This window comes from Thaumasiovibrio subtropicus, assembly GCF_019703835.1.
In the GTDB taxonomy this organism is placed as follows: Bacteria; Pseudomonadota; Gammaproteobacteria; order Enterobacterales; family Vibrionaceae; genus Thaumasiovibrio; species Thaumasiovibrio subtropicus.
The window spans coordinates 1,362,234-1,386,798 of the sequence record NZ_AP023055.1 but is presented as its reverse complement, the minus strand read 5'-3'; the positions used below and the strand labels follow the sequence as shown (position 1 = coordinate 1,386,798).

Genomic DNA, 24,565 nt, shown 5'->3' with positions numbered 1-24,565 from the left:
AATAATCATACCTTTTTTAAAATTAAGAACCTGTATTTACAGCGGTGCATGATCATCCGTTGTTAGTTTGGTTTTTTAGGCTTTATTGAATTAATCTTAAGGAGAAGGAATGTATAGGCCTATTTTAATGAGTATTCCCCTCATTACTGTGCTTACAGCTTGTGGTAGTAGTTCAGAGTCACCAGAAAGCCCAGTCGGGCAGAATAAAATTAACTTCCAAGGGATCGTATATGATGGTCCTATGGCTAATACGGATGTTTCGATCTTTGCTGGTACAACGCTGCTTGGTACTGGTAAGACAAACACAGACGGTGAATATTCAGTAGATGCCTTCATTTCTGATGATCAACTGACAAAAATTCAAGACCAACCTATCACTTATCGCGCGCAAAGAGAAAACATCATTCTCTTCCAATATGGTGGTTCGACGCTGCTTGAAGCGCTTGATAATGAATCAAATAATGCGCTAATTACTAACTTTTCTACCGTTGAGTATGTTCTTGCTGATATTGACAAAAACAATTTTGTTAGTAAGGAAGAGTGGGCAACGTATCTAACGAGAGATCGCGCTGTTATCGAGCCAAATGTTATTCGTTATGGCGTGGGACTGAAGGCGATTATTGATTATTCAGCAACGTTGGCTGGTTTTGAAAATAGTACCGTTTGGTTACGTGCATTACTTAATGATACTTCTTGGGAAGAATGGTACCGCTTAAATATTACGTCGTATCAAGAAGCGTGGCAGACATTATTTAATGACGCATGGTTCCTAGAACAAGAAAGTGCACGTTTCTCTGATATTTACGTATGGGAAGGTCGATACGATAACATTGTGACATCTGAGCCCGTAGAAGCGGTTCTTGAGAACATTCTACTCGTTGGTTTTCCGCAAAAAGTCAGTCTTGGAGATAGCTTACGACCATCGGTACTTGCGTTGTGGTCAGACTTTAGCTCAACAGACATTTCTGACACTGCGAGCTACAGCGTTTACCCTGAAGGCGCTTTAGTTAAGAATGGTGAGTACTGGCAGGTGGCTGCGACAGGTACGATTACGCTAACCGCTGAATATCAGTCGGCGTCGGCCCAGGTCAGTTTTGTGGCAGATGTTCTTGAAACCACATTGGAAAATATCGTGGTAACTGATGTAGACCAAAAAGTCACCGTTGGAGACAAACTCGATCCGAGAGTGGCAGCATTATGGTCTAACGAAAGTTCGACAGAAGTGACGTCACTTGTTGAGTGGTCATTTAGCCCAGCGAACGCCATGGCTTGGAACGGAAATCAACTTCAGGTTGTTCAACCTGGCGAAGTGACACTAACGGCAAAATATCAGGGGGCGACAGCCACTGTTAGCTTAAACGCAGACCAAGCCGTGTTAGATTCTCTTCGATTAAATTATGATCAGCGTGAGCAATATCTGCAAGATGAATTCCAAGTACAGGCTTTAGGTGTCCATCTCAATGATTACTTAGTCGACTTCAGTGATCAAGCAGAGTGGGTCTCGTCTGACCCTGAGATATTGGAGTCTCTAGGCAATGGCCAGTTCCGAGCTAAGAAAGTGGGTACTGCAACGGTAACGGCAACATTTAACGATCTGCAAGCCGAGCAGGCGTTTGATGTGGTTCCGAAGCTGACAGATATTAGCTTGAACCTGCCAAATCACACCATTTCTCGCGCTGAAACGCTGCAGATGTCGCTCAACGGTTCGTTCAATGACGGCAGTGTGTCTGTTATCACCGAAGGTGTCGCTTGGACGAGCAGCAATGCAGAGATTTTAGCAATTGATGCCGATGGCGTTGCAACTGGTGTGGCTGAAGGTCAAGTCGAGGTTACTGCTACTTATAAAGGTTTTACGCTTAAGGAAACGGTGACAGTCATTCAGCCGAAAATCATTGCTTATACACCTGAGTTTGTTGATGGTGTGCTAACGATGAAAGAAGGCGATTCCTTCGAGTATGGCTTTAAGTTTACTCGCTCAAATGGCGTAGAACACGTATTCACAGCTGCTGATGATGGTCTAGATTTCGCGTCGTATGGCTTTATGGGTAAGGTGGATAGCTCAGGTATCGGCATTGCTGAAATCGACGAAGACAATAGCCGAATGCGAGCGGTTCGTTCTGGCGAAGATAAGTTACAGATTGACAATGTCCCTGTTGCACTGCAGCAAATCTTTGTTGAGTTAGGTGCGATTTCTTCTGCGAATGACTACCCAAGCAAGGTCGTCCTCAATGTCAACGTACTTGATAATTTGGATGTTTATCAGTGGAATGCGATTGCAGGCGAGGCGCCAGCCGATGGCACCGCGAACTTGGTGCAAGCTATCCAAAACGATGACACTTTGTATCGATTCTGGCAAGTATCAGGAGCTGAACAAGATGGCATCTATCTTTCTACACTGACGTCAGAAGGCGAGTCAGCATCGACTCTGGTTGTTGCCGATACACAAGATGGGCATAAGTTACTGAATAATGGCATTATCGATGGCAGTAATGGCTACGTATTGCTGCTGACAGACAATGGCAATCCAGCGTCAGGTCAACAGCAGGTTAACTACCGCTTCAACTTGAGCGATGGCAGTTTAACAGCAATAGACATGTCAGGCTTCCGTGACGGTAAGTTCAATCTCACCTATGACAGCTTTGCCTTTAACTCAACGGGCAGCTTAATCGTTTCCCGCAGCGATAGTGGCGTTACGCCTTATGTGTTTGACTTTGCAGCCGGCACATGGGAGGAAAAAGCGCTAATGGCAGGCGTGAGGATCCAAACACCTGCTAACAAAACGCACATTGCTACGTTAGACGCTGAGAACATGAACTTTGGCTCTTATCAGCCGCCGTTACTCAGTATGTTGAACTTGGAAACACTTGAAATTACCACACAAGAGTTCGTCATGCCGGGTGATGCGGAGCATTTCTGTCGTAGCGTTGAAACCTTAGGTATTGCAGTTGAAGCTGCTTTGCGTGACTCAGGTGCTGGTTGCTTGGTATCTCAGAAAGGAAGTTATGACGGCATTGGTTATTGGCTATGGGACTCTATTGCAGACTTGCCGAAACTTCACCTGTTTGCAGATGGTTACGTCCAATCAACAACTGACGTTTATGCTGTTGCCTCTCGCAAGCTAGATGGTCATGTTCTATTCGGTGCAGCACGAATAAAAGATGCAAATGGAAATGATGCCCATGAAGTTGCGGAAATTGTTGACGTCGAAGTCGATGGTACTATCGAGCAGCAAATTCGTCATCAGCGTTTTGCCAAACAGGGTGAAGTGTTAAACGGCGAATATAGCAAAAACACGCGATTGCTAGACGGTACACAGTTTGTACTCGATAACGTCAATGTACCGAATGAAGTCTTTGCGGTATTCAACCAAGGTGTAGCTGTTCGCAATCAAGATGGAGTATGGACTAGCGATAAGTATATGTATCAATTGCCGGTTAAAGTGGATACTTCTTGGAAGCTGTACAACCTTGGTAATACGTTAGTATTAAGCCAAGAAGACAGCACAGATCCAAAATACTGGTTGCTTCAAATGCGCGAACCACAACCTGAACTATTTGATGATTCTCTTTAAGGTTGCTTTTAAGAATCCGTGTTTAAATAGTTTAATATAGGTAAACACTAAACAATAAGGGCTACAGTAGTAGCCCTTATATTGTTGATACCGACCTTTATTCTCAATCATAAGCCAGCCTCCGGGCTGGCTTTTTGTTTGGTATTTTTCTACTGACGTTATCTGACAAGTTGATTCACTATGATCGATTAACTGGAGAAGGAGAAATATGATGCGATTAGAAGCGACAATTTTGTATGTAGAAAAGATCGATGTGAGTAGCCAATTTTATGCCTCGCTCTTCTATCAACCAGCACAGGTTCTTTCGCCCACCTTCCACAGTTTTTCGTTAGGACCTGTGAGTGTTGAGTTAAAGCAGCGCGAAGCTGTAAAACCTGAGGCAATATTGACGGGAGGAGGGATGGAATTATCTTTTGAAGTCGCCGATCAGGCAGCGTTGCTATCCCTCTATGACCGCTGGATAGCGTTGGACGTGCCTATGGCTCAAGAGCCGGAAAAGCTTGTGTTTGGTTGGACCTTCGTTGCAGAAGATCCCGATAAGCACCGTATTCGCGTTTTTGCTCCAAGCCCTGCCTCTTGAGGTGATTGCGTAGATTGTTGAGATGCCTTTATTTGGGGCGTTGAACCGAGAATGGTTCGCCTATTGCTGCATACTGGGCGCCCCCAAGGCGAGATAGCGGGTTGAGCGCTTTCGCGTTTATTGTCAGGCGTTCATCGTCCTCAGAGCAGATTGAGTCATCAACATAAACCTGCTCTACTTTTGCAAACACAAGGGATTGTGGTGTTTCGCCCATTTCTTGTACCTCGTACAAACTACACCCAAAAGCGATAGCACAATCCTTGACTCTAGGAAGTTCGAAGCCTTCAAAGGGGACAAGTGCTATGTTGTTTGCAGTTACTTCAGATTCACCATGCTCAAGTGTCGCAGCAGAGTCAGTGACAAGTTTTGCATGCTCTGTAGAGGCGATATGGATGACTAATTTTTCTGTTGCTTTTGCATTTTTTATTGTGTCTTTTATTTCGCCGTTTGGCTTTTTGCCCACAGAGAACATCATAACAGGTGGGTTACTGGCGATAGGGGTGAAATAGGAAAAGGGCGCAAGATTGTAGTTCTCTAAGCCAGAATCTGTTAGTACCCAAGCGACTGGTCGCGGCGTGACTGTTTGCGTAAAGAGATGATAAATCTGATTTGTTTCAAGTTCATTCAATACAATATTCATATCACATCCTTGTTTTGAGAGAAGGGTTTAGTCTATCTGCAATTAATTTATTTCTCTACTTGTACATGAACGGGATTTATTTCACCTTAAGCGATGTGTTCAGCGTGCATTTCTGGCCGCTTTGGTGAGAGTTGCAATAACACAGATGCTTTTGCTTTATATCTGGACACTTTCTTACTTTCAGCTCTTACTTTCGATGATAAAATGAGGTCCCGCGGCAAAGGTTGCTGTGGTGTGGCTATTGAAAGGAGCATCTCTTGTATACATTGTACTATTATCCGCGTAATGCCAATCTTGCCCCTCACTATCTATTGCGGTATATGGACTTAGATTACCAGTTGGAACTGGTTGACAGAAAATCGAATGCACAAAAATCCGCAGCCTATATGAAGCTGAATCCATCTGGCCGTATTCCTACCCTCGTAGATGATGATTTGGTGCTTTTTGAAAGTCCTGCCATCTGTATTTACCTTTGCGAACAGCACCCTGAGCATGGACTTATTCCACCTATCGGTGATAAACAGCGTCCGCTGTTCTTTCAATGGCTGGCTTACCTTAACAATACGCTGCAAACAGAGTTGCTGTTGTTTCATTACCCGCAGCGCCATACAACGGATAGTCAAGGTGCTGACTCGATCGTCGCTGCGCAGCACACGCGCCTTGCTGATATTTTAGCAGTCATCGACGATCAACTCGGAATGAATGCCTACTTGATTGGCGATAAAATTACCGCCTGTGATTTTTTCTTATTTATGCTTGTCGGCTGGGCGATGCCGATGAATAAATCGCCTTTGGCGTTTTCGCATTTAGCTGACTATTTACAACGCATCGCTCAAATCCCATCAGTGCGTGAAGTGGCAGAGATTGAAGGTGTCGATCTGAGCGCTTTCGATTAAGACGTTTAAACGGCGGTTGGAGTATAAAACCGTCGTTTTTCGTTGTTTGTATCTTGCCTCTGAAGCTATTCAAGTGAAGCTAACAAGGAGTGTTTAACCATGGAACTGCTGTTTTTGATTGCCGCAATTTTAGCCGCTTTAAATTTGCTCCATGCTGTCGTATACAAAACCATTTTCTTTGCGGGGGGATGGATTAACTACTATGAAAATCGCTCGCACTTTTGGGCAGGTTTTATGGCGTTTTTGATGTTCCTGTTTTTCTATGGCGGTTTTTACTTTTTTATTTTTCCAGCGGTCTAATCTTTCTTATCAAACAGGGAGAGAAAAAGTCCGTTTATGTTTCTCGATTGATCATTTCTTAACATTTTCACCGTTGCATTCACCTTGATTAGAGACGTATTGTTTCCACTCAGGCCACTAGTCGCTTCCCGAAGGGCGAGTTTTCTAGGCTCACTACCTTTGTGACTGCTTTCATTTTAGTCGACTTGAACTGTAAAGCAGTGCCTCGATGGCAGACTTAGAAATTCTCGCTGAATAAGCATCTTGAGGTGGCTGGGTATAAAAAAGAAAAGGAATTTGGATCTCTTTATGTTGAGCTCAAGCAAGGTGTTATACCGTTCATATCGTCCAGAAGATTACGCAGCATGCGAAAGGTTGGTCAATCAAGCATGGCAGTTCGACAAGCATTTTTCGCCAGCCTCTCTATCGACCTTGATGAAGCAGTTTTATACCGCTGATGTCCCTTTGATGAGTAACTTTAATTTGATAGCGGAAGTTGAGGGTGAAGTTGCGGGGTTTATTTTTGGCCATAACAATCTTAGGCCCAAAAAGCGTTTACCGTTCAGTTACAACCTAAAAGGGTTGTTCAAGCTGATTAAGTTTTGGGGGCTTTCAGACGTGTCCTTTGGCCAGAAAAAAGCGCTGATGTCCATGCTGTCTTGCCATGCTCGGAATCGCGCTTCACTTTTAGAGGAGTGGGGGAGTGAAATAACGCTTTTCGTGATCGATGCACGTTTCCAAGGTATGGGTATTGGCTCGCAGATGACGGAGGCTTTTTTCTCTGATTGTCGGGACAGTGGTGAACATGTCATTAACGTAGAAGCGAATGTCGTGGAAGCGGGGGCTTTTTATCAAAAGGTTGGCTTTGTGTATGTCAATGAGTTCTCTTCTCCTTTGCATGGCTTATGTTCGAGAAGTGACAGAGCGGGTCTATACGCCTACCAACTATGAACGCGTTTTTAGGTATAAAAATACAAGGCTTCGACCAGCGACAGTTGTCGCTGGTCAATTCATCGACGGACTTTCTGTGTTGTACTGATATGCCATTGGGTGCCATTTAGTGCTTGAATGGTGATCTCGCACCCAGTCAGTTGTTTGATAATTTTGGCGTTCGTTTCAGTATGCAGGCTAGGTTTTGTCGTCGTGAAGTGCGAATCGCCCGCTAATGCCAATGGCAGTAGCAATTGATCAGCGAGATAGTGTTCCACCGTAACATCACTGCGTAAAAATTGCTTTGCTCTACCTGCGGCTCTCTTTGCGACTTGTTGCGCTGGGCGACCATATGCACCGAAAAACTCAAATAAATGAGTATGGCTGCTAGTTGGAATATGTATCTGCAAGCTGTTTCCGGGGCCCGTAGCCTGTACATGTGCTACCTCTTCCGCAGCATGCTTCCAACGACGACTTTCACGGACAGCTGCAATCTCGGCTGCAGCCACATCGGGTGAGAGTCCGTTCACTAATACCTTGATCTTAAAATGGCTGTCGGGGGTTTGGCTCGGCATCATTTGAATCGGTGCTTTGCCTTCTTCGGTTTCAACGGGTAACAAAGGCGTATCCAAATTCAAAGGCATCAACTGTTGTGTTGGCAGAATATCGAGCGTCCACTTGCCTCCTCCTGAAGGATTGAAACCGACTAACTCGCGCTGTATCTCTGTGGTGACTCCCATACGAGTGAGTAAAGGTAGATAACTGTGTTGCAAGAAACAGAGCGAGGGTGACAAATCATTGTGAGTCCCGCCTTCAAAGTAGATACGCGATGGCGCATCTGCGAGTGCAAGTGCCGGCAATAACGTTTGCGCAAGCAATACTGTACTTCCTGCCGTTGCGATACGAAAACGATACTCCCCGGCGTTGATTTTTCCGGGGGTAAAGCGAAATTGTTGGCTACCCAACTCTGCGCCTTGCAAGTTACCGCCGCATATTTCAGCGGCGGCAAGTGCACAAGCTAGGTGTTGTCGTAATAGACCTGGCTTTTTTCGCTTGGCTCTTACGTTGACGATTTCAATCGGTTTGCCAAGCAACATAGCTAGGGTGAGAGAGGTGCGGACAATTTGTCCGCCACCTTCGCCTTGTGATCCATCAATGACAACGGTTTCCATCGTTTTCTCCATACTTATCCCTTAACACACACCACTTGCTTAAGCGTGTATACCACCTCGACCAAATCACTTTGTGCTGCCATCACTTTATCTATATCTTTGTAAGCGTGAGGAATTTCATCGATAACCCCTTCATCTTTTCGGCATTCTACACCTTCTGTGGCCGCGACTTGGTCTGCGATGGTGTAAACCTTTTTCGCTTTGGTCCGTGACATCACGCGACCCGCACCGTGGCTACAACTGTTGAAACTTTCAGCGTTACCAAGGCCGCGGACAATAAAAGAGCGTTGCCCCATGCTGCTAGGTATAATTCCCATTTCGCCTTTCTCGGCGCGTACTGCCCCTTTTCGGGTGACATAACAGGTTTTGCCAAAGTGTTGCTCGCGAGAGATATAGTTGTGATGACAGTTTACGGCAAGCTCGGCCGTTTCAAATGGAACAGGAATTTGCTTTCGCAGTGCTTTAATCGCATTTATCATCATAATTTCACGATTCTTTTTCGCAAAGTCCTGAGCCCACTCTACCGCTTCTACATAATCATCAAAATACTCACTGCCTTCTTTAAGGTAAGCGAGGTTGACATCTGGAAGGTGTATCTGGTGGCGCTGCATCTCCTTTTTTGCCAGTTCAATAAAGTAAGTTCCTATTCGGTTGCCTACACCCCGGCTGCCAGAGTGAAGCATGATCCAAACGGCATCATGCTCATCAATACATAGCTCTAAGAAGTGGTTTCCGGTTCCCATTGTGCCAAGATGGTTAACGTTGTTAGACTTCTTAATCGCTGGATGCTTATCGCAAATACGCTCAAAGCGTGCCTCGAGCTTTTTCCACTCGATAGCCACTTCATCAGGCACATTTCCCCATGCTCCTCGGTCTCGTTTACCTCGTCCTACCGTGCGCCCATGAGGGACTGCTGCTTCAAACGCATGACGTATGGCGGTCAAGTTGTCCGGCAGTTGGCTCGCAGTTAGGGTTGTTTTGGTGGCAACCATTCCGCAGCCAATATCAACGCCTACGGCCGCTGGAATAACGGCATCGACCGACGGGATGACACTGCCAATGGTTGCGCCTTTTCCAAGGTGTACGTCTGGCATGACGGCGATATGCGAATGGATAAACGGCATTTTCGCTATGTTGTTGACCTGCTCTTGCGCTTCTGGCTCAAATGGGACCCCTTTCGTCCACGCTTTTACCGTGGCAGCGCCTTCCGTTTTAATTTCATTAAATTGTTTACACATGGTGTTCGTCCTTCATTTTTGATTCTAATTCGTTGGAACATCGAGCTTGATTGTGCCTTGCATTAATCCATCGAGACCGCCGTAAATCGTCAGGTTGTCGATTTTTTCTGCGACTTTTTCCAGCGCCTCTAACTCTTTAAGTCGCAGTAGGGTTGGATTGTTTTCCATCACTTTGGCAGTATTGTGCAAGCTACGTGTGGCTGAGGTTTCTTCTCGCCGCTTAATCACATTCGCTTCCGCGGTTTTTTGTGCTTCAACCACTTGGTTTAAAATGGCCTTCATCTCGCCTGGCAAAATAATGTCTTTTACGCCGACATTTTTAAGCGTTACGCCGACGTCATCTAAAACGGGGACAACGAGCTCTTTCACCGTCTCATTAACGTAAAGTTTATCCAACAGGATATCGTCTAACGTTTTAGTACCCACGGCTTCGCGCAGTGCCAACTGTAGGTGCTTATAGATGAAGTCATTGACATCATTGACACGATTAGCAACTTTGATGGGGTCAGTAATAATGACGTTTGCATTGAGGTTGATGCGCAGCGTGACGCGATCTTTACTCAATATTTCTTGACCCGAGATATCAATTAACTGTGCTCGTGTGTCGTATGTCTTTACATTGATATGGTGATCAAACTGCCAAAATCCATGTAGACCTGGCGCAAGTGTATCAATGAGTTCACCATCCCGATAAACCAAACCGATATGTTGATGCTGCACGGTGACGTCCGCAATGGGTTTGACTACTGCCGTCTCTAGGCTGGCAATTAATTTTGTCGCATTGTTTACGCCAGCACGCTGAATCTTGGTGAGTAGCTGACTATCGACGCGTATATCTGATTGGATATTAACGGTTTCTAGTCTCGCCGTTGCGGCATCTTTCCAAATGAAAATCTGTTCGCCCGGGGCAACGATACCGCGCAATTTTTCATTGACGTACAAGAGACCAGCTTCATCTATGCCAAGCTGCCAATGTTGGAGATGTGCGTGTAGCACTGTGTTTTGGCGATACAATCGAGCGGCATTGGCTTCTGCAAAATAGAGGTCGTTGATATCAAAAGTTAAAAATGTTCTCTTTTGTCCGCCCCAAAATGTGTGCTTGCCTGGGGTGAGTACTTTCTCTAACTGCTCGTCTTTAAAAACAAATACGCGCTGATTCTCTGCAACATATTTTCTTGTTCTGATTTTCATTGTCTTTCCTTATCTTGGTTGGCTTAGTACCAACGCCGAGCTGAGTAACTTGGTAGGGAGAAGATGCTTTAGCGGCTTCGGCCAAAGGGGGAGTTACTCAAGCTTTGCTCCCTGCGAGCTTGAGTGACTTAGCCTTTGGCAGAAAGGGCTCAGAGGCTCCCTCGCTGACCAAGGTGTTGCTGTTGTTAAATGTGCCGTAAAGGGCTGTCTTTTAAGGTGGGAATCGAACCCACTACCAATGAATTAATTGTTCACTGCTCTACCAAATGAGCTACTTAAAGTAAGTGTCTTAAGGAATACGCGGCCACAGTGTGTTGCGCACCGAGGTGAACTCAGAGTCACGCTCTGTTGCTAAGACGCTTTTACTGTTTCAAGTGGCGTGCCAAAGTTAATTTTGGTTAGTGATTTTATTTTAAGTAATTGTTTTATAGTTGGTTATTTATATTCTTTGATGTGTTCTTTCGCTGGGGTCTTTATTGTGTTTCTTGGATGAAATACTATTGTGGATAGCATGTTATCTATATGGATATGAATGAAGTGCAGACTAAGCGAACGGTAGGATTGAGTTTATTGGGTACTCAACTGGATTTTGTCGGAAAGCGCATTGATCGATGGAGTCGTTGGCGTCCTAATGTTGGATTATGTAGTCAACCTGATCTTGTTTTTGACGAACTACATCTTTTGCACGGGGCGCGAAACTATCGATTGGCGAATACTGTTGCTAGCGATATTGGTTTAGTGTCGCCAGAAACAGAGGTTGTACTTCATGAAGTAGACTTCAACAACCCTTGGGATTTCGAAGAAGTGTATGCCAAGTTGTTCGACTGGTGCCGTTCAAAGTCCTTTGATGCGGAGCAGGAGGACTATTTGTTTCATATTACAACGGGGACACACGTCGCTCAGATTTGTGCATATCTATTGACCGAAAGCCGACACTTTCCGGGGCGATTGATCCAGAGCGCGCCTGATAATAGAGCAGAGAGCCGATCGGTCGGGAACGTGCAGATCATAGATCTCGACCTATCAAAGTATGACCAGATAGCGACGCGTTTTGATGAAGAGCACCAAGAAGGGAGCACGTTTTTGAAGGGTGGCATCGTCACTCAAAATAAACAGTTCAACCAGTTAATATCGCAAATTGAAAAAGTGGCTATTCGTTCAACTGAGCCCGTCTTGCTTACTGGACCCACTGGCGCAGGTAAGAGCCAACTGGCGACTCGAATTTACCAACTGAAAAAACGTCGTGCAGCCGTCAATGGTGAGCTGGTGTCGGTAAACTGTGCCACCTTAAAAGGGGATAGTGCGATGGCGGCGTTATTTGGACATACAAAAGGGGCTTATACTGGCGCTTTGCAAGCGAGAGACGGTTTTCTACGCACGGCGCATGAAGGTGTGTTGTTTCTTGATGAAATCGGTGAGTTAGGTTTAAAAGAGCAAGCCATGTTGCTCCATGCCATTGAATATAAGCGTTTTCATCCGGTAGGCAGCGACAAGACAGTCGAGAGTGACTTTCAATTTATTGCAGGCACAAATCGTGACTTAAAAAAGGAGATCGCTGCTGGCCGTTTTCGAGAAGATCTCTTTGCTCGAATTAATCTTTGGACTTATCGGTTGCCGGGTTTAAAAGAACGTCGAGAGGATATTCCTGCTAATTTAGATTATGAGTTGGAACGATATACGGCGAAATCGGGTAATCGGGTGAGATTTAATCGAGAAGCCAGAACAGCATTCCTTCAGTTTGCGATGTCATCTCAAGCTAGCTGGCTGGGAAATTTCCGAGATCTTGGGGCGGCGGTAACACGGATGTGCACCCTCGCTGATTCTTCAAGAATATCAGTCACGGATGTAGATGAAGAAATCGTACGACTTCGTCAACTTTGGTGCCAAGCTGATTCATCAATAGGTGAAAGTGCACTGACTCACTATTTTGATAGTGCTCAGATTCGAGAACTTGACCAGTTCGATCAACACCAATTGAACTACGTGTTGTCTGTTTGCTCACAGCATAGAAATATGGCAGCTGCGGGGCGTACACTTTTTGATGTGAGCCGCACACGAAAAGTAAAGCAAAATGACTCAAGCCGCTTGCAGAAATATCTTGCAAAGTTTGGGCTGAAATGGGGAGACATTGTTGGCTGAGAGGGGAAAACCCCTCCCAGTTGTTAGTTACGCTTACTCTAGCGAAACGACGATCTAGAGGTTGCTTGGATACAGAAACAAATCACGTCCATTCCACTGCTTTAGGGACGAGTAGACCATCTTCAATGGTTTGTTCGCCGTCAAACACGCCTTCTGGTGCTTGAATCACGAAATAGCACAGGGGTTCATCACTGATATTTCGCCAACAACGCACTGCTTGTGGGGCTACGCGAATCGCAGTGCCTTCTGCAATAGGAAAAATAGCCTCATCAATCTGGAATTCGCCTTGTCCACGGGTGAAGAGATACAGTTCTTCGTTGCGTTGATGTTTGTGATGAAAAGGCATGCTGGTATGCGGCGCTAAGCTGGTGGCGGAGATGATGCACCCGGTGCAGCTGAGTATCTTGCTCAGGAACAATTTGGCATCGGTTTTAATCCCTGTGGCCTCATGGTGGAATGGGTAATCTTCAAGCTGACTAAAGTTCTCTAAATGAACCATCGAATAGCCGCTTCCCTGAGTAATGTCACATTGTGTCTTTTGCATGGTTATACCCTATTGATGAAAAAACGATATTCGTTAAAGTAATCTTTGTCACTATATGTTCAAGATCATATTTTAAAGAGGTTGTTATGGCTTGGCCTTCAGCACAGAAAGAAAGAAGTCGTTTACAAATACTGCAAAGTGCCGGGGAACTGTTCACTGCAAAGGGATTTGATAGTGTTTCGATTGCCGATGTTATGACACACGCGGGAATGACCCATGGCGCGTTTTATGCCCATTTTAAATCAAAAAAAGCACTCTACGTTGAAGCGTTGCCGTTCGCTGCACAGCGTAGCTTTAGCAACCATCAGCGAGACGAGCAGCGCACACAGCAAGCTTTGGCGAGTTATCTTAGTGAGGCGCACGTCGAAGGACGCAGTCCCGCTTGTCCCTTGGCTTTTCTGGTGACAGATGTGGCAGCAAAAGAGCCGGATGTGAAGCAAGCATACACCGCCGCGTTTAAGGGCTTTTTGAAGGCGATTGAGCACGGTGATACCTCGATAGACTCGCAACATTCACTAGTTTTATCTGCGATGATGATTGGAGGAGTAGCGGTCGCGCGGTCATTGTCTGATCCCGAGCTGAAAGCCGCTATGTTAGCAGCGTGCTTGCAGCATGGTGAGCAGTTGCTCGGCAGTTAAATGTTGTACTGAGTGAGAAGAAAGAGAGAAGAGACAGATAATCATGAAATTAGAACACTTTGCTGAGCTTAGACCACTCACTAACGCGTTGCTTTTAGCAGCAGTGACCTTGGCATCGCCAGCGCTCGCTTTTGAAGGGATGCGTTTTTCTCATGGCGATTGGGAGCTAGCGTGTGATAACACAGGCACATGTCGTGCTGCAGGGTATCAGTTTGATGATGGTGCCCCTGTTTCTGTATTGCTAGAGAGAACTGCTGGAGCGGAGCAACCAGTGCGCGGTTGGGTAAAGTTAGGTATTTATTGGGGGGAAACGACCGATGTTGACATCGAAGATATGCGTTTTTTCATCAATGATGCTGATTTGGGCGCAATGGCAAGCTACGAGGGTACGCAAGGGAGCATGCTTTCTCCGTCGCAAGTTGATGCTTTGCTGTTAGCACTGCGCGGGACCAGTAAGATTGAATGGCGTATAGATGACAGGGTAATCCGACTTTCGGATAAGGGCTCTACAGCGGTCTTATTGAAAATGGATGAGTTTCAGCAGCGTTTGAACACCACGGGCGCGCTTGTTCGAATTGGGAGCAACGATGAAAGCCAAGTGCTACAACCCGTTTCCAAACCAGCGATCACTGTTGCAACTTTGATAGAGACGAAAGCCGAGGATAGAGCGCTGGCAAATGAAGCGGATTTTGTTGCGTCATTGCCTGATATCGATGAAGTGTGTGATGACGCGAGAGAAGGGGAAGCACCGAATGTGAGTCGGCTGAGTGACCGACATCTACTCGTAAGTAGAAGCTGTTGGATGGCGGCATATAACTACGGCCAGGCCGTTTGGGTTATTGACGAAAAAGGCGAACAGCCCCCGCAGTTTGTCACTGATTCTGCAACGAGCGCAGAAGATGGTTGGGTTGAAGAGGTCCACAAAGGCCGCGGAGTGGGAGACTGTTTTAGTTATCGCTCTCATGTTTGGGACGGTACTGCTTTTCAGCCAGTTTCGGCGTACTTGACCGGCGCTTGCCGAGGTATAGAGCCGGGTGGCCCTTGGGTGCTTTCAACGCTCGATAATCTGCCTATTTTAGGCGAAGATCCTGCAAAAGAAATCAACTGCGAAGCGGCGATCAGTACACCAGATATGGTGGCATGCATTGGGCGTGATATTGCGCACTTAGAGTACCAGATGGATGTAAAAATTCGTGAAGAGCAAAGAGCCCATGCAGCCGATGACGAGTTACTCGCGGCAATGGCAACGTCTCAAAAAGCCTGGTTAAACTACCGCGAAGCCGAGTGTAGCGCGGTATACACAGCGTTTCGAGAGGGAACGATTCGCAGCCCTATGTATGCAGGGTGCGAGTATAGAATGACCAAGGAACGCTTGGAGTACTTGAGTGACCGCTTCTCACCATAGAGAGTGACATCGCCAGCTTAAATGAAAAGAGCCCGTGATGACTGTGTTATTTCGGGCTTTGTGTTATCTGTGAATAAATGTGAGTAGGCTAGTTATTCGCAGCTTGTAGTTGATTTTTACCATTGTGTTTTGCTCGATAGAGAGCGATATCCGCTTCATTGATCAGTTCGACTAAGTCGGGTTGATCTTGGTAGGCCGCGAAACCAATGCTCACGGTTAGCGATATCGGATTGTCTTTGTAAATAAATGGCGTGTTGGCAATTTTTTTGCAGACTCTTTGGGACAAACTGTGAGCACCTCTAGCGTCGAGCCCAGCGATGAGAATGACAAACTCTTCGCCTCCCCAGCGGCAAACAAGGTCCGTTTTACGTGTGGTGTCCATGATGAGATTAGCGACATGGCGAATGGCATTGTCTCCAGCAAGGTGGCCGTAGGTGTCGTTGAGACGCTTGAAATCATCAATGTCTATCATGGCGACACAGACATCGGGGAGAGAAGAAAACCAACGCTTCTCTGCGACTTCTGAAAAACTCTGTCGGTTTAGTGTGCGCGTTAATCCATCCAAAGAGGCTTGAGAGAGAAGTTGCTCGTAGAGAGAAAATTGTTGCAGGGCAGCTTGACGCAATCGAAAACAGCCTGCAGCGGAAAACAGCATTAACGGCAGAAGATGAACATTGATGCTGTACCAAGCTTCCCCATAGATTGCCAATTCGCCGTACGTGAGAAGAATAACGTTGACAGAGATCCAAGTCGTTGAATAAACGGCGATCATACGTCGGATACTCATGAATGGCGCTAACACCAGCACAGAAACGCAATAGTAGGCCAATGCTGAGACAAGGTAAGGCATGATGCGTTCCGAGGAGCAGTATGAGACGGTGATGAAACAAATGCTGATAACGGAGAGAAGAAGTAAGTAATTGGTAAAGTGTGCTTCGTTTTTGGGGTTTATAAAGAGCACGAGTGAAGAGACCAGTAGACCCGATGCGATGGTGCGTAGGATGACAGAACGAGGGAAGGCGTTAGGGTCAATATACACTTCCCAAAAAGAGAACAGAGAGACAATGGCTGCGCCCAACATGATGATGCGCCTAAGTGTTGGCTTGATTCGACCAAACTGATACCAAAAATAGCGATCATCAACGGAAGTATACGGCATAGCACTTCTTGCATTGGTTTATTCTTAATAAGTATATTGCGGTAATGGCAACTTCTCGCCAACTTTTATCCGAAATTTTGGAAGTGGAGAGTGTGATGTCAACGAAGCTGGTGGTGGGTGATTGATTAGTTGAACAAAACGGGTGGCTGTCGAGCGGGGGAGTGAGCGTTAGGATGTTGTGTCCAGCGGCTACGCTAGTCGCTGGACTGGTGTGTTCTGCTAACCGTTGATCACAATTAGGCCTTGGCAACCGCGCTAGTTAACCATTGGTTAAACTGGCTTTTTGGCATGGCACCGTTGATGGTATCCAGCAGCTTACCGTTCTTAAACACCATAATTGATGGGATGCTTCTAATACGGTATTGAGATGCCAGTGCCTGCTGTTCCTCAGTGTTGACTTTTACAAAGCGGATTTGTTGGTCTTTTTCAGCGGCGACATCTTCAAAAACAGGGGCAAATCCAACACAAGGGTTACACCAAGGTGCCCAGAAATCGATAACGACGGGGGTGTCGCTGTCAAGGAGTGGCTGAAGGTTCTCTGCCGTCCCTTCAATCGGTTTTCCTGAGAGAAGTGGCGATTTACATTTACCGCAGACAGGGTGGCTTTCTATGCGCTCATTGGGTAAGCGATTTTTTGCAGTGCAGTGGGGGCAACGAGTGGTGATAGTGCTCATCAGGCTTCCTTCTTATACTTGTGCTGAGAAGCATAGTATGACGAAATAGTCGCGAGATTGCGCCTATCAATATGATAGGTGCAAGCTATCTCAGTGAGGTGTCACCATTATTTTTTTGGTCGAGTACCGAAGTGCGTTCACAATCCCGAATAACTCTCAGAAACGACTTCGCCATCAACTTTTATCTGGTTTCGTCCACTTTGTTTCGCTTGATACAACGCGAGGTCTGAACGTCTTACCAGAGACATGAGTGACTCGTTGCTGTGGCGCATTGCGATTCCACCACTAATGGTGATCTCAGATTGGCTGACGATATGTTGCCATGGCGCTTGCTCAATCGCGAGTCGACATTGCTCTGCCAAGTTTAGCAAGTGGTCTAAATTGTTATCTTCGGCGACGATCAGGAACTCTTCTCCGCCATAACGACAACACGCGTAAGGCTCGAACTGATGTCTAATAATCGAAGCAACTTGCCTCAATACATTGTCACCCGTAAGGTGTGAGAAGTTATCGTTGATCAGCTTGAAGTGGTCAATATCAATAAGAATGATGCTAACGGCAGGCGATTGGGCGAGGCGCTCAAATTCTTCTGTCAGCCATCGTCGGTTATACAAGCTGGTGAGAGGATCGATTAGCGTCTCTCTTTTTAACTCATTGAGGCGGTTCCGTTGCGCTAGGGATTGCTCAAGAAGTTTGGCGTTTTGCTGCTCTGAAAGTGAGAGCTTTATCTGAATTTCGCAGCGATGTAAGCGGCGCAAACAGTAACCACCCAAGTCACCAATTGGAATTTTAGTAATAATTTGCATTTCTAAAGGATGTATATGCTTCTCTACATCCAATGCTGCACGATAGTTACCGCTTGCTTCTTGAGCACGGCTTAACGTGGTCAGCATGCGGCGCAGGGTATTTCGGTTTCCATACCAGTTAGCGTATTTAATGCATTGCAGCATGACGACTTGTGCAAGTTCTGCGCGCCCTTCTTCGATCAAACAGTTGGCCACCTCGCGCTTGGCTTCTAAGTAGAGCCATATCGACTCGAAGTACGAGGCTTTTTTGGCAATCTGACTCAGTGATATCAGCGCTTGTTGCTTTTCGCCATCTAAGCGCGACAGGATGGCTTCATAGTAAAGTAAGCTATTGAAATAGATCGGCCGCGAGCAGTCTTTAGTCAAGGTTTGGCAGTGCTCAAGCTGGCGTTTTGCGTTACGAATTTTATTGAGGGCTATGTTACAACTGAGTATGTGCAGGTTGTTTTTTAGTGCGATAGATTGGTCAGTTAGGTTGCTTTCGAGATCGCGAATACGGCCGTAGAACTTCAGGGCTTTTTCAGGAGCACCATAAATTTCGCAAAGATTTCCCATTCCAATTACAGCAGTGGCGTAGTAATCAATGCGGCCGTATTGTGCGGCGATGTCGATAATGTTATTGAGGATCTCCAGCGCGTGGCTGTAAAAGCTGTGATCGCAGTAATGATGATAGATCTTAATGTAGCTATTACAGGCGACATCGATATCGCGTGGAAAAGAACAACGTTGACTAAAAGTACTCAGCGCTTGCTCAGACTGATGCAATAACCCTTTTTCGGCACTATCAATGGCTTGACTTAAAAGCATCTCTGACGTCACGTTGTTATCTGGATTCTCTGTCGTGTCTTTTTTCATGAAGGGCTGACCTCCTGAGTATCGAGGCTTTGAAGCGCTGAACCAAGCCACCATTGGGTGAAGCTTTGCAAGTCACGAGGTTCGATGGTTGGGATGCCATATTCTTTGTTATCCCATTGATAAAATTCAATAAAATGGCTGAGCAAGGTGATGGTGTTCTCGCGGTTAGTTTCTTTGACTAGCAAGGCTATCGTGGTGCGATCAAGTACAGTAATGGATTCATTTTCATGGCAGACACTGTGCGCGATTCCCATAAGCGTCGAGAGCTGTTCTTTGAGGCTGGCATGGATTAAGAGAATAACGTAGTCGTCGCCAGAGTCAGACTTGAACAACTTGTCCGCCACGCTTAACCAATCACGTTGTTCGCGATAGTGTTTAAAGGTCGATGTACGTGCATTCTCTATTGACGTCGTCAATCGGCGAATGTTCTTATTGGCTCGGTGATTGAGTGCGCGCCGTGAAGCTTGGGCTTTGTCTTTTCCTTGATTTTGAGACTGATCTTGGAGCAAGTCTGCCGAGTAGCGCCTAAACTCGCGGAAATATTGTAGGGCTGTTTTGTAATCCTTCGCTCTTTCAGCATTTTCAGAGAGCAACTGACATATCTGCGAGAGAAGGTCGCCACGGTCAAAATACTGAGCAGCGTGTAAGGCACTCTCAAGCAAATTCTTTGCAAGGGCATGCTCTTGATTTGTGAAAGCGATTCGCGCATGAGTAATGGAAGAGTGCGCGACCATCCATGTGAGGTCGTTTTCTGTCGCGATTTTAATGGCTTCTTGGCTGGCAACAGCGGCTTCATCGAGTCGATTTAGCCCCAAATAGGCAAGGGCGTGGAAGTCTGAGATCTCAGCATGCCATGTCGGACTAGGGAAGGCTTTTAACATACGTTTGGCCGTCGATAACGTGTCTAGCATGCCTTTATAGTCGTGTAACAAATAGCGGTCCCAGGCGAGCAAAATTGCGGCCTTCCCGGCTAGCCAGTGAATGCCCTTGTTTTCAGAAAGCTCTAATGCGATTTGGTGGGTTTCTTCTGCGGAGTCATAGCTATTCGTAATACGCCATACATTACCGAGCCCAATGAGCGCTTCAATTTCATACTCTGCTTGGCTGTTCAGTGTTGCGTGTTCAAGTGAGTCGATCCAATAGCTCTGGGCTGTATAGTATTTAGCTTGTCCCCAATAGTGCAGCGCAAACAAATGGCTGATCATGGCGTTTTTTTCGTCGGTATCGAGCTGAGTCGCGTATTTGGCGGCTTGTCGAACGGCTTTAATCCCTTCGATATAGTCCATTAGGTGCCAGTAGGCGAGGGAAGTGAGCGAATGCGCTTCTACAAGACCAAAAATGTAGTGTATTTGCTCACAGGCTTCACATAAACGAAGCGACTCTTCGAGCGCAGAGGTTGGCTCGAGTTCAATTTTTTTTCTAACCGCTGCGAGGTCTTTATCTATCTGAAATTGCGTAGGATTCACTTTTTGCTCACATTGACCGACTCACTTTCTTATCTCATACCAAGCTTTTGAGAGTATAAAGCAGTTCACCTTGAAAAGCCGATCGGACGCACAAATTTGCTCGACATTCGCACATTTATCGGTCTTTGAAAGTGATGTGTGATGTGTTGCATATCTATTTGTAACTAGGAATTGGCTTTTATAAGTACAAATCACAGCACGGTGCTTTTTGCTATCGATAGGGAGAGAAGCGGGGTTACAAGGTTTGATCACGATCACAGGCTTACAATCGATGCAGCGACACCAAAAGACTGAATGAAGTGATAAATCGAGGTTGTTGACGAAGAGTTGTTACTCTGTTTGTTTATGGCAGCCGTGGCGCGCCTTCGAAGCGAGTCCCTAGTGCGTGCGAAAAGAAATAACGCGACAAAAATGTTTAAACTCTTCAATGGGTTTTGTTAAAAGCTGCCTATATGTCTCTTGCCCTTTTAACTCTATTGTCAGTGGGTGTTAAACCCGTACTTGTGCGGGTTTTTGAGCGTGTTGAGATTCGTATTTGCGACGATTTCTAATGCGCTCTATGCTTATCGGTACTGAGAATCTCCATTTAGTTTACAGGAAAGACTCGCAATTTGACTGTGACTTAGCGTAGAATCGTCGGCTAAGTCTACTAAGCTGTTGGTTTTTTAAGCATGGAGCAAGCCAGATGCTTGCAAATTGCCCGTTCGATAAGGCAGGAACCAACAAATTACAGCAGATCACTAACGCGATGGAATTTATCGCGTTATAATTCACACCCTAATAGTGACCGTAATTGTTAGAGTAAAACAATGACTGATTTATCAAAATACAGAAACATTGGTATTTTCGCGCACGTTGATGCGGGTAAAACCACTACTACTGAGCGTATTCTTAAGCTTACTGGCCAAATCCACAAAACTGGTGAAGTTCACGACGGCGAATCAACGACTGACTTCATGGAGCAGGAAGCTGAGCGTGGTATTACAATCCAATCGGCAGCAGTTAGCTGTTTCTGGAACAACCACCGCCTAAACGTTATCGATACTCCTGGACACGTTGACTTCACCGTTGAAGTATACCGTTCTCTTAAAGTTCTTGACGGCGGTATCGGTGTATTCTGTGGTTCTGGTGGTGTTGAGCCTCAGTCTGAAACTAACTGGCGTTACGCGAACGAATCAGAAGTATCTCGTCTGATCTTCGTTAACAAACTAGACCGTATGGGCGCAGACTTCTTCAACGTTGTTGATCAAGTTAAGAACGTTTTGGGTGCAAACCCACTTGTTATGGTTCTACCAATCGGTCGTGAAGACGAGTTCGTTGGTGTTGTTGACCTACTAAACCGTCAAGCATACGTTTGGGATGACACTGGTCTTCCTGAAAACTACGAAATCAAAGAAATCCCTGCGGATATGGTTGATGACGTAGAGCAGTACCGTGAAGAGCTAATCGAAACAGCGGTAGAGCAAGATGACGACCTAATGGAAGCGTACATGGAAGGTGAAGAGCCTTCTATCGAAGACATTAAGCGTTGTATCCGTAAAGGTACTCGTGACCTAGCGTTCTTCCCAACGTTCTGTGGTTCTGCATTCAAAAACAAAGGTATGCAGCTAATCCTTGACGCAGTTGTAGATTACCTACCAGCGCCAACAGAAGTTGATCCACAGCCGCTAACTGACAAAGAAACGGGTGAGCCAACTGGTGAAGTTGCAACTGTTTCTGCAGATGAGCCTCTACGTGCTCTTGCGTTTAAGATCATGGACGACCGCTTCGGTGCCCTAACCTTTATCCGCATCTACTCAGGTGTGATGAACAAAGGTGACACGATTCTTAACGCTGCAACAGGTAAAACTGAGCGTATCGGCCGTATGGTTGAGATGCAAGCGGATGAGCGTAACGAACTGACTACAGCACAAGCGGGTGACATCATCGCGGTTGTAGGTATGAAGAACGTTCAAACTGGTCACACGTTATGTGATGTTAAGCACGAGTGTACGCTTGAGCCAATGATCTTCCCTGAGCCAGTAATCTCTATCGCTGTATCTCCAAAAGATAAAGGCGGTTCTGAGAAAATGGGTATCGCGATCGGTAAGATGGTTGCAGAAGATCCATCTTTCCAAGTTGAGACTGACGAAGACTCAGGCGAAACTATCCTTAAAGGTATGGGTGAGCTTCACCTAGACATCAAAGTTGACATCCTTAAGCGTACTTACGGTGTAGACCTTGTTGTTGGTCAACCTCAGGTTGCTTACCGTGAAACTATCACTCAAGCGATTGAAGATAGCTACACGCATAAGAAGCAGTCTGGTGGTTCAGGTCAGTTCGGTAAGATCGACTACCGCATCAAGCCAGGTGAGCCAAACTCAGGCTTCACGTTCTCTTCAACAGTTGTTGGTGGTAACGTACCTAAAGAATTCTGGCCTGCAATCGAGAAAGGTTTTGCTGGCATGATGGACACTGGTGTTCTAGCTGGTTTCCCTGTTCTTGACGTTGAAGTTGAACTATTCGACGGTGGCTTCCACGCAGTTGACTCATCTGCAGTAGCATTTGAAATCGCAGCGAAAGGCGCATTCCGTCAGTCTATGCCTAAAGCAGGCGCTCAGCTTCTTGAGCCAATCATGCACGTTGACGTGTTCACTCCAGAAGATCACGTTGGTGACGTAATCGGTGACCTTAACCGTCGTCGTGGTATGATCAAAGACCAACAAGCTGGTACTACTGGCGTACGTATCAAGGGTGATGTACCGCTATCAGAAATGTTCGGTTACATCGGTACTCTACGTACTATGACTTCTGGTCGTGGTCAGTTCTCTATGGAGTTCTCTCACTACGCACCATGTCCAGCGAACGTTGCGGAAGCAGTCATCGCTGAGCAAAAAGAGAAAAACGGTAAGTAATTTCTCTTTACCTTGATAAACAAACCTCGGCTTAGGCCGGGGTTTTTTTTACTTTTTCCTGTATTTTTGCGGTACTAAAGCACACATTCTCGAAAAAAAACGTAAATCCTTCCCAGTTATATTGACGCATCGTCATAAAATGTCTAGTTTGCCCTTATGGTGTCTGTCTAGATTCATTAATCACAGTACGCTTGAGTGAATACTGTGCCTCTCCCCTTCGGCAAAACAGATCACAGAATTTTGCTATCTCGACAGATTTGCCGCAGAATACGCGGTTGTTTACTAAACCCTATGTGCATGAGGTTTAGGATTGATAGAGTAGGAATCATGAGTAAAATTTCAGAGTTCTTCAGTAGTGAGTGTTGTCCTCTCTCAGCGAAAGCAAAGACACGAAAGCAGCAAGCAATCGCTGATCGAGAACTAGAACTCCTTGCCATCGCAAAGCAAATGTTTACCAAAGAAGGGTTCTCTAACTTAACGATGGATCGTGTAGCGGCAGCGAGCTCATACTCAAAAGGTACTGTATATAATCATTTTTGCAGTAAAGAAGATCTAGTTAGTGCGTTAGGCTCTCAAGCGATGCGCCATGAACTGACTCTGTTTCGTCGTGCGGTAACGTATGATGGGAATAGCCGTGAGCGCTTGCTGGCGTTACATGTGGCCTACTACCTCTATTCGCGAATGGAGCCTGTCATGTCGATGTGCGTGATTAATACACGTACACCCTGGGTCATCGAAAAAACATCCCAAGCGCGGCTGGAAGAGATGCAGGTGCTGGAGCTTGAGATGATGGGGCTGTTTGACGCGCTGGTGCAAGAGGCAATTGAAGAAAAGTCTATCAGTCTCTCTGCCGGACAAAGTATTGATAGTATTATTTTTTCAAACTGGGCGATGGCGTTTGGATCCAATGCGTTAATGAACAAACAGGCGGTGTCATCCCAGCTTGTAGACCGCATGTTGGCTCGAAATTCAGTATTGACGAATACTAATGTCGTGCTTGATGGCTTAGGGTGGCTGCCGTTATCCGCTGAGTGGGATTACAACCGCAGTTGGGTTAACATCGAGCAAACACTGTTTTCTGCAGAGATGGCGCACTTAGAATCGTCTTTGATTGCTTAACACGTATACTTAAATCACCTCAAGAAGTTTGTTCAGCGAGAATTTCTAGGCTTGTCAACAAGACACTGTTTTGAAGATCTAGTGGACTAAATCAAAAAACATAGACCTTTTCCGAAGGTGTCTCTTTTGCACCTTCGTTTCCCTATTATTCCTTCATTATCCCGTGAAAACTGGCCTTACCGGGCGTGTTTTACACGCTGGCTGCGGCGTTGAGCCAAATCTTGACGATTCGGTCATTTACGCTTGTTTTTCTTGCACTCGCGACGCCTAAAAGAATATCACGCCATTTTTCTTTGCCTTTTGCTATCTGGTCTGTCCACTTTGTTTTTACTTTAATCATTTGTTTTAAATAAAGTTTTTTCAGGGTGT

General features: G+C 45.9%; 19 protein-coding genes and 1 tRNA gene. 10 read left to right on the top strand and 10 right to left on the bottom strand.

The window, feature by feature from the left end:
* Positions 1-109 precede the first annotated feature (109 nt).
* Both TSUB_RS22600 and TSUB_RS22595 read left to right on the top strand, forming a co-directional pair.
* Positions 110-3,571: an Ig-like domain-containing protein gene (locus TSUB_RS22600; protein ID WP_087017895.1), complete on the top strand. Its 3,462-nt coding sequence runs from the start codon at positions 110-112 to the stop codon at positions 3,569-3,571.
* Positions 3,572-3,779: 208 nt separating this feature from the next.
* Positions 3,780-4,151 carry a VOC family protein gene (locus tag TSUB_RS22595; RefSeq protein WP_087017893.1) on the top strand — a complete coding sequence of 124 codons (372 nt, stop codon included), beginning with the start codon at positions 3,780-3,782 and terminating at the stop codon, positions 4,149-4,151.
* A 28-nt stretch (positions 4,152-4,179) separates the two neighbouring features.
* Here TSUB_RS22595 and TSUB_RS22590 read toward each other — a convergent pair whose 3' ends face one another.
* Entirely contained in the window at positions 4,180-4,791 is a 612-nt protein-coding gene (locus TSUB_RS22590) for a flavin reductase family protein (RefSeq protein ID WP_087017891.1), read from the bottom strand.
* 257 nt (positions 4,792-5,048) lie between these two features.
* On the opposite strand from TSUB_RS22590, the gene TSUB_RS22585 reads away from it, so the two are divergent.
* The 3 genes from TSUB_RS22585 (at position 5,049) to TSUB_RS22575 (ending at position 6,917) form a co-directional block, all read left to right on the top strand.
* Positions 5,049-5,687: a glutathione S-transferase family protein gene (locus tag TSUB_RS22585; protein ID WP_087017889.1), complete on the top strand. Its 639-nt coding sequence runs from the start codon at positions 5,049-5,051 to the stop codon at positions 5,685-5,687.
* Positions 5,688-5,786: 99 nt separating this feature from the next.
* On the top strand, positions 5,787-5,987 hold the full coding sequence (locus tag TSUB_RS22580) for a hypothetical protein (protein ID WP_087017887.1): 201 nt from the start codon (positions 5,787-5,789) through the stop codon (positions 5,985-5,987).
* 288 nt (positions 5,988-6,275) lie between these two features.
* Positions 6,276-6,917, top strand: coding sequence for a GNAT family N-acetyltransferase (locus TSUB_RS22575; RefSeq protein ID WP_087017886.1), 642 nt, complete (start codon positions 6,276-6,278; stop codon positions 6,915-6,917).
* A gap of 59 nt (positions 6,918-6,976) precedes the next feature.
* Here the strand turns inward: TSUB_RS22575 and rtcA are convergent, their stop codons facing one another.
* The 4 genes from rtcA to TSUB_RS22555 all read right to left on the bottom strand — a co-directional run bounded on the left by rtcA (position 6,977) and on the right by TSUB_RS22555 (position 10,778).
* On the bottom strand, positions 6,977-8,068 hold the full coding sequence (rtcA, locus tag TSUB_RS22570; protein WP_159064816.1) for an RNA 3'-terminal phosphate cyclase: 1,092 nt from the start codon (positions 8,066-8,068) through the stop codon (positions 6,977-6,979).
* 14 nt (positions 8,069-8,082) lie between these two features.
* Positions 8,083-9,306: an RtcB family protein gene (locus TSUB_RS22565; protein WP_087017882.1), complete on the bottom strand. Its 1,224-nt coding sequence runs from the start codon at positions 9,304-9,306 to the stop codon at positions 8,083-8,085.
* Positions 9,307-9,330: 24 nt separating this feature from the next.
* Positions 9,331-10,497, bottom strand: a complete 1,167-nt coding sequence (locus TSUB_RS22560) for a slipin family protein (RefSeq protein WP_087017880.1) — start codon at positions 10,495-10,497, stop codon at positions 9,331-9,333.
* Positions 10,498-10,705: 208 nt separating this feature from the next.
* A tRNA-Asn gene (locus TSUB_RS22555) sits at positions 10,706-10,778 on the bottom strand.
* 247 nt (positions 10,779-11,025) lie between these two features.
* Here TSUB_RS22555 and rtcR point away from each other — a divergent pair.
* On the top strand, positions 11,026-12,636 hold the full coding sequence (gene rtcR / locus TSUB_RS22550) for an RNA repair transcriptional activator RtcR (protein WP_246616529.1): 1,611 nt from the start codon (positions 11,026-11,028) through the stop codon (positions 12,634-12,636).
* A gap of 82 nt (positions 12,637-12,718) precedes the next feature.
* On the opposite strand, the gene TSUB_RS22545 is transcribed toward rtcR, so the two are convergent.
* The gene (locus TSUB_RS22545; RefSeq protein ID WP_087023990.1) at positions 12,719-13,180 is read right to left on the bottom strand and encodes a cupin domain-containing protein; all 462 of its coding nucleotides are present in this window, start codon (positions 13,178-13,180) and stop codon (positions 12,719-12,721) included.
* Between the two features lie 86 nt (positions 13,181-13,266).
* Between TSUB_RS22545 and TSUB_RS22540 the strand changes: the two genes are divergently transcribed.
* The gene (locus TSUB_RS22540) at positions 13,267-13,818 is read left to right on the top strand and encodes a TetR/AcrR family transcriptional regulator (RefSeq protein WP_087023989.1); all 552 of its coding nucleotides are present in this window, start codon (positions 13,267-13,269) and stop codon (positions 13,816-13,818) included.
* Positions 13,819-13,861: 43 nt separating this feature from the next.
* Positions 13,862-15,223 carry a DUF1176 domain-containing protein gene (locus tag TSUB_RS22535; protein WP_087023987.1) on the top strand — a complete coding sequence of 454 codons (1,362 nt, stop codon included), beginning with the start codon at positions 13,862-13,864 and terminating at the stop codon, positions 15,221-15,223.
* Between the two features lie 88 nt (positions 15,224-15,311).
* On the opposite strand, the gene TSUB_RS22530 is transcribed toward TSUB_RS22535, so the two are convergent.
* The 4 genes from TSUB_RS22530 to TSUB_RS22515 all read right to left on the bottom strand — a co-directional run bounded on the left by TSUB_RS22530 (position 15,312) and on the right by TSUB_RS22515 (position 20,183).
* Positions 15,312-16,382: a GGDEF domain-containing protein gene (locus TSUB_RS22530; RefSeq protein ID WP_087023985.1), complete on the bottom strand. Its 1,071-nt coding sequence runs from the start codon at positions 16,380-16,382 to the stop codon at positions 15,312-15,314.
* 236 nt (positions 16,383-16,618) lie between these two features.
* Positions 16,619-17,056 carry a thioredoxin TrxC gene (gene trxC, locus TSUB_RS22525; protein WP_087023983.1) on the bottom strand — a complete coding sequence of 146 codons (438 nt, stop codon included), beginning with the start codon at positions 17,054-17,056 and terminating at the stop codon, positions 16,619-16,621.
* Between the two features lie 137 nt (positions 17,057-17,193).
* The gene (locus TSUB_RS22520; protein ID WP_159064977.1) at positions 17,194-18,717 is read right to left on the bottom strand and encodes a GGDEF domain-containing protein; all 1,524 of its coding nucleotides are present in this window, start codon (positions 18,715-18,717) and stop codon (positions 17,194-17,196) included.
* Complete coding sequence (locus tag TSUB_RS22515) at positions 18,714-20,183, bottom strand: hypothetical protein (RefSeq protein WP_087023979.1); 1,470 nt, start codon at positions 20,181-20,183, stop codon at positions 18,714-18,716. Before TSUB_RS22515 ends, TSUB_RS22520 begins: the two co-directional genes overlap by 4 nt.
* An 809-nt stretch (positions 20,184-20,992) precedes the next feature.
* Between TSUB_RS22515 and fusA the strand changes: the two genes are divergently transcribed.
* Positions 20,993-23,077, top strand: coding sequence for an elongation factor G (gene fusA, locus TSUB_RS22510; RefSeq protein ID WP_087023977.1), 2,085 nt, complete (start codon positions 20,993-20,995; stop codon positions 23,075-23,077).
* Between the two features lie 327 nt (positions 23,078-23,404).
* Positions 23,405-24,196 carry a TetR/AcrR family transcriptional regulator gene (locus tag TSUB_RS22505; protein WP_087023975.1) on the top strand — a complete coding sequence of 264 codons (792 nt, stop codon included), beginning with the start codon at positions 23,405-23,407 and terminating at the stop codon, positions 24,194-24,196.
* The last annotated feature ends 369 nt before the right edge of the window (positions 24,197-24,565 follow it).

What these genes read in the sequence shown, in the direction of transcription:
- TSUB_RS22595 (WP_087017893.1), top strand. Translation starts at nt 3,780, where the DNA reads ATGATGCGATTAGAAGCGACAATTTTGTATGTAGAAAAGATCGATGTG.
- TSUB_RS22505 (WP_087023975.1), top strand. Translation starts at nt 23,405, where the DNA reads ATGAGTAAAATTTCAGAGTTCTTCAGTAGTGAGTGTTGTCCTCTCTCA.
- fusA (WP_087023977.1), top strand. Translation starts at nt 20,993, where the DNA reads ATGACTGATTTATCAAAATACAGAAACATTGGTATTTTCGCGCACGTT.
- TSUB_RS22535 (WP_087023987.1), top strand. Translation starts at nt 13,862, where the DNA reads ATGAAATTAGAACACTTTGCTGAGCTTAGACCACTCACTAACGCGTTG.
- TSUB_RS22565 (WP_087017882.1), bottom strand. Translation starts at nt 9,306, where the DNA reads ATGTGTAAACAATTTAATGAAATTAAAACGGAAGGCGCTGCCACGGTA.
- TSUB_RS22590 (WP_087017891.1), bottom strand. Translation starts at nt 4,791, where the DNA reads ATGAATATTGTATTGAATGAACTTGAAACAAATCAGATTTATCATCTC.
- TSUB_RS22520 (WP_159064977.1), bottom strand. Translation starts at nt 18,717, where the DNA reads ATGAAAAAAGACACGACAGAGAATCCAGATAACAACGTGACGTCAGAG.
- TSUB_RS22540 (WP_087023989.1), top strand. Translation starts at nt 13,267, where the DNA reads ATGGCTTGGCCTTCAGCACAGAAAGAAAGAAGTCGTTTACAAATACTG.
- TSUB_RS22560 (WP_087017880.1), bottom strand. Translation starts at nt 10,497, where the DNA reads ATGAAAATCAGAACAAGAAAATATGTTGCAGAGAATCAGCGCGTATTT.
- rtcA (WP_159064816.1), bottom strand. Translation starts at nt 8,068, where the DNA reads ATGGAAACCGTTGTCATTGATGGATCACAAGGCGAAGGTGGCGGACAA.
- TSUB_RS22575 (WP_087017886.1), top strand. Translation starts at nt 6,276, where the DNA reads ATGTTGAGCTCAAGCAAGGTGTTATACCGTTCATATCGTCCAGAAGAT.
- TSUB_RS22580 (WP_087017887.1), top strand. Translation starts at nt 5,787, where the DNA reads ATGGAACTGCTGTTTTTGATTGCCGCAATTTTAGCCGCTTTAAATTTG.
- TSUB_RS22600 (WP_087017895.1), top strand. Translation starts at nt 110, where the DNA reads ATGTATAGGCCTATTTTAATGAGTATTCCCCTCATTACTGTGCTTACA.
- TSUB_RS22545 (WP_087023990.1), bottom strand. Translation starts at nt 13,180, where the DNA reads ATGCAAAAGACACAATGTGACATTACTCAGGGAAGCGGCTATTCGATG.
- rtcR (WP_246616529.1), top strand. Translation starts at nt 11,026, where the DNA reads ATGAATGAAGTGCAGACTAAGCGAACGGTAGGATTGAGTTTATTGGGT.
- TSUB_RS22530 (WP_087023985.1), bottom strand. Translation starts at nt 16,382, where the DNA reads ATGCCGTATACTTCCGTTGATGATCGCTATTTTTGGTATCAGTTTGGT.
- trxC (WP_087023983.1), bottom strand. Translation starts at nt 17,056, where the DNA reads ATGAGCACTATCACCACTCGTTGCCCCCACTGCACTGCAAAAAATCGC.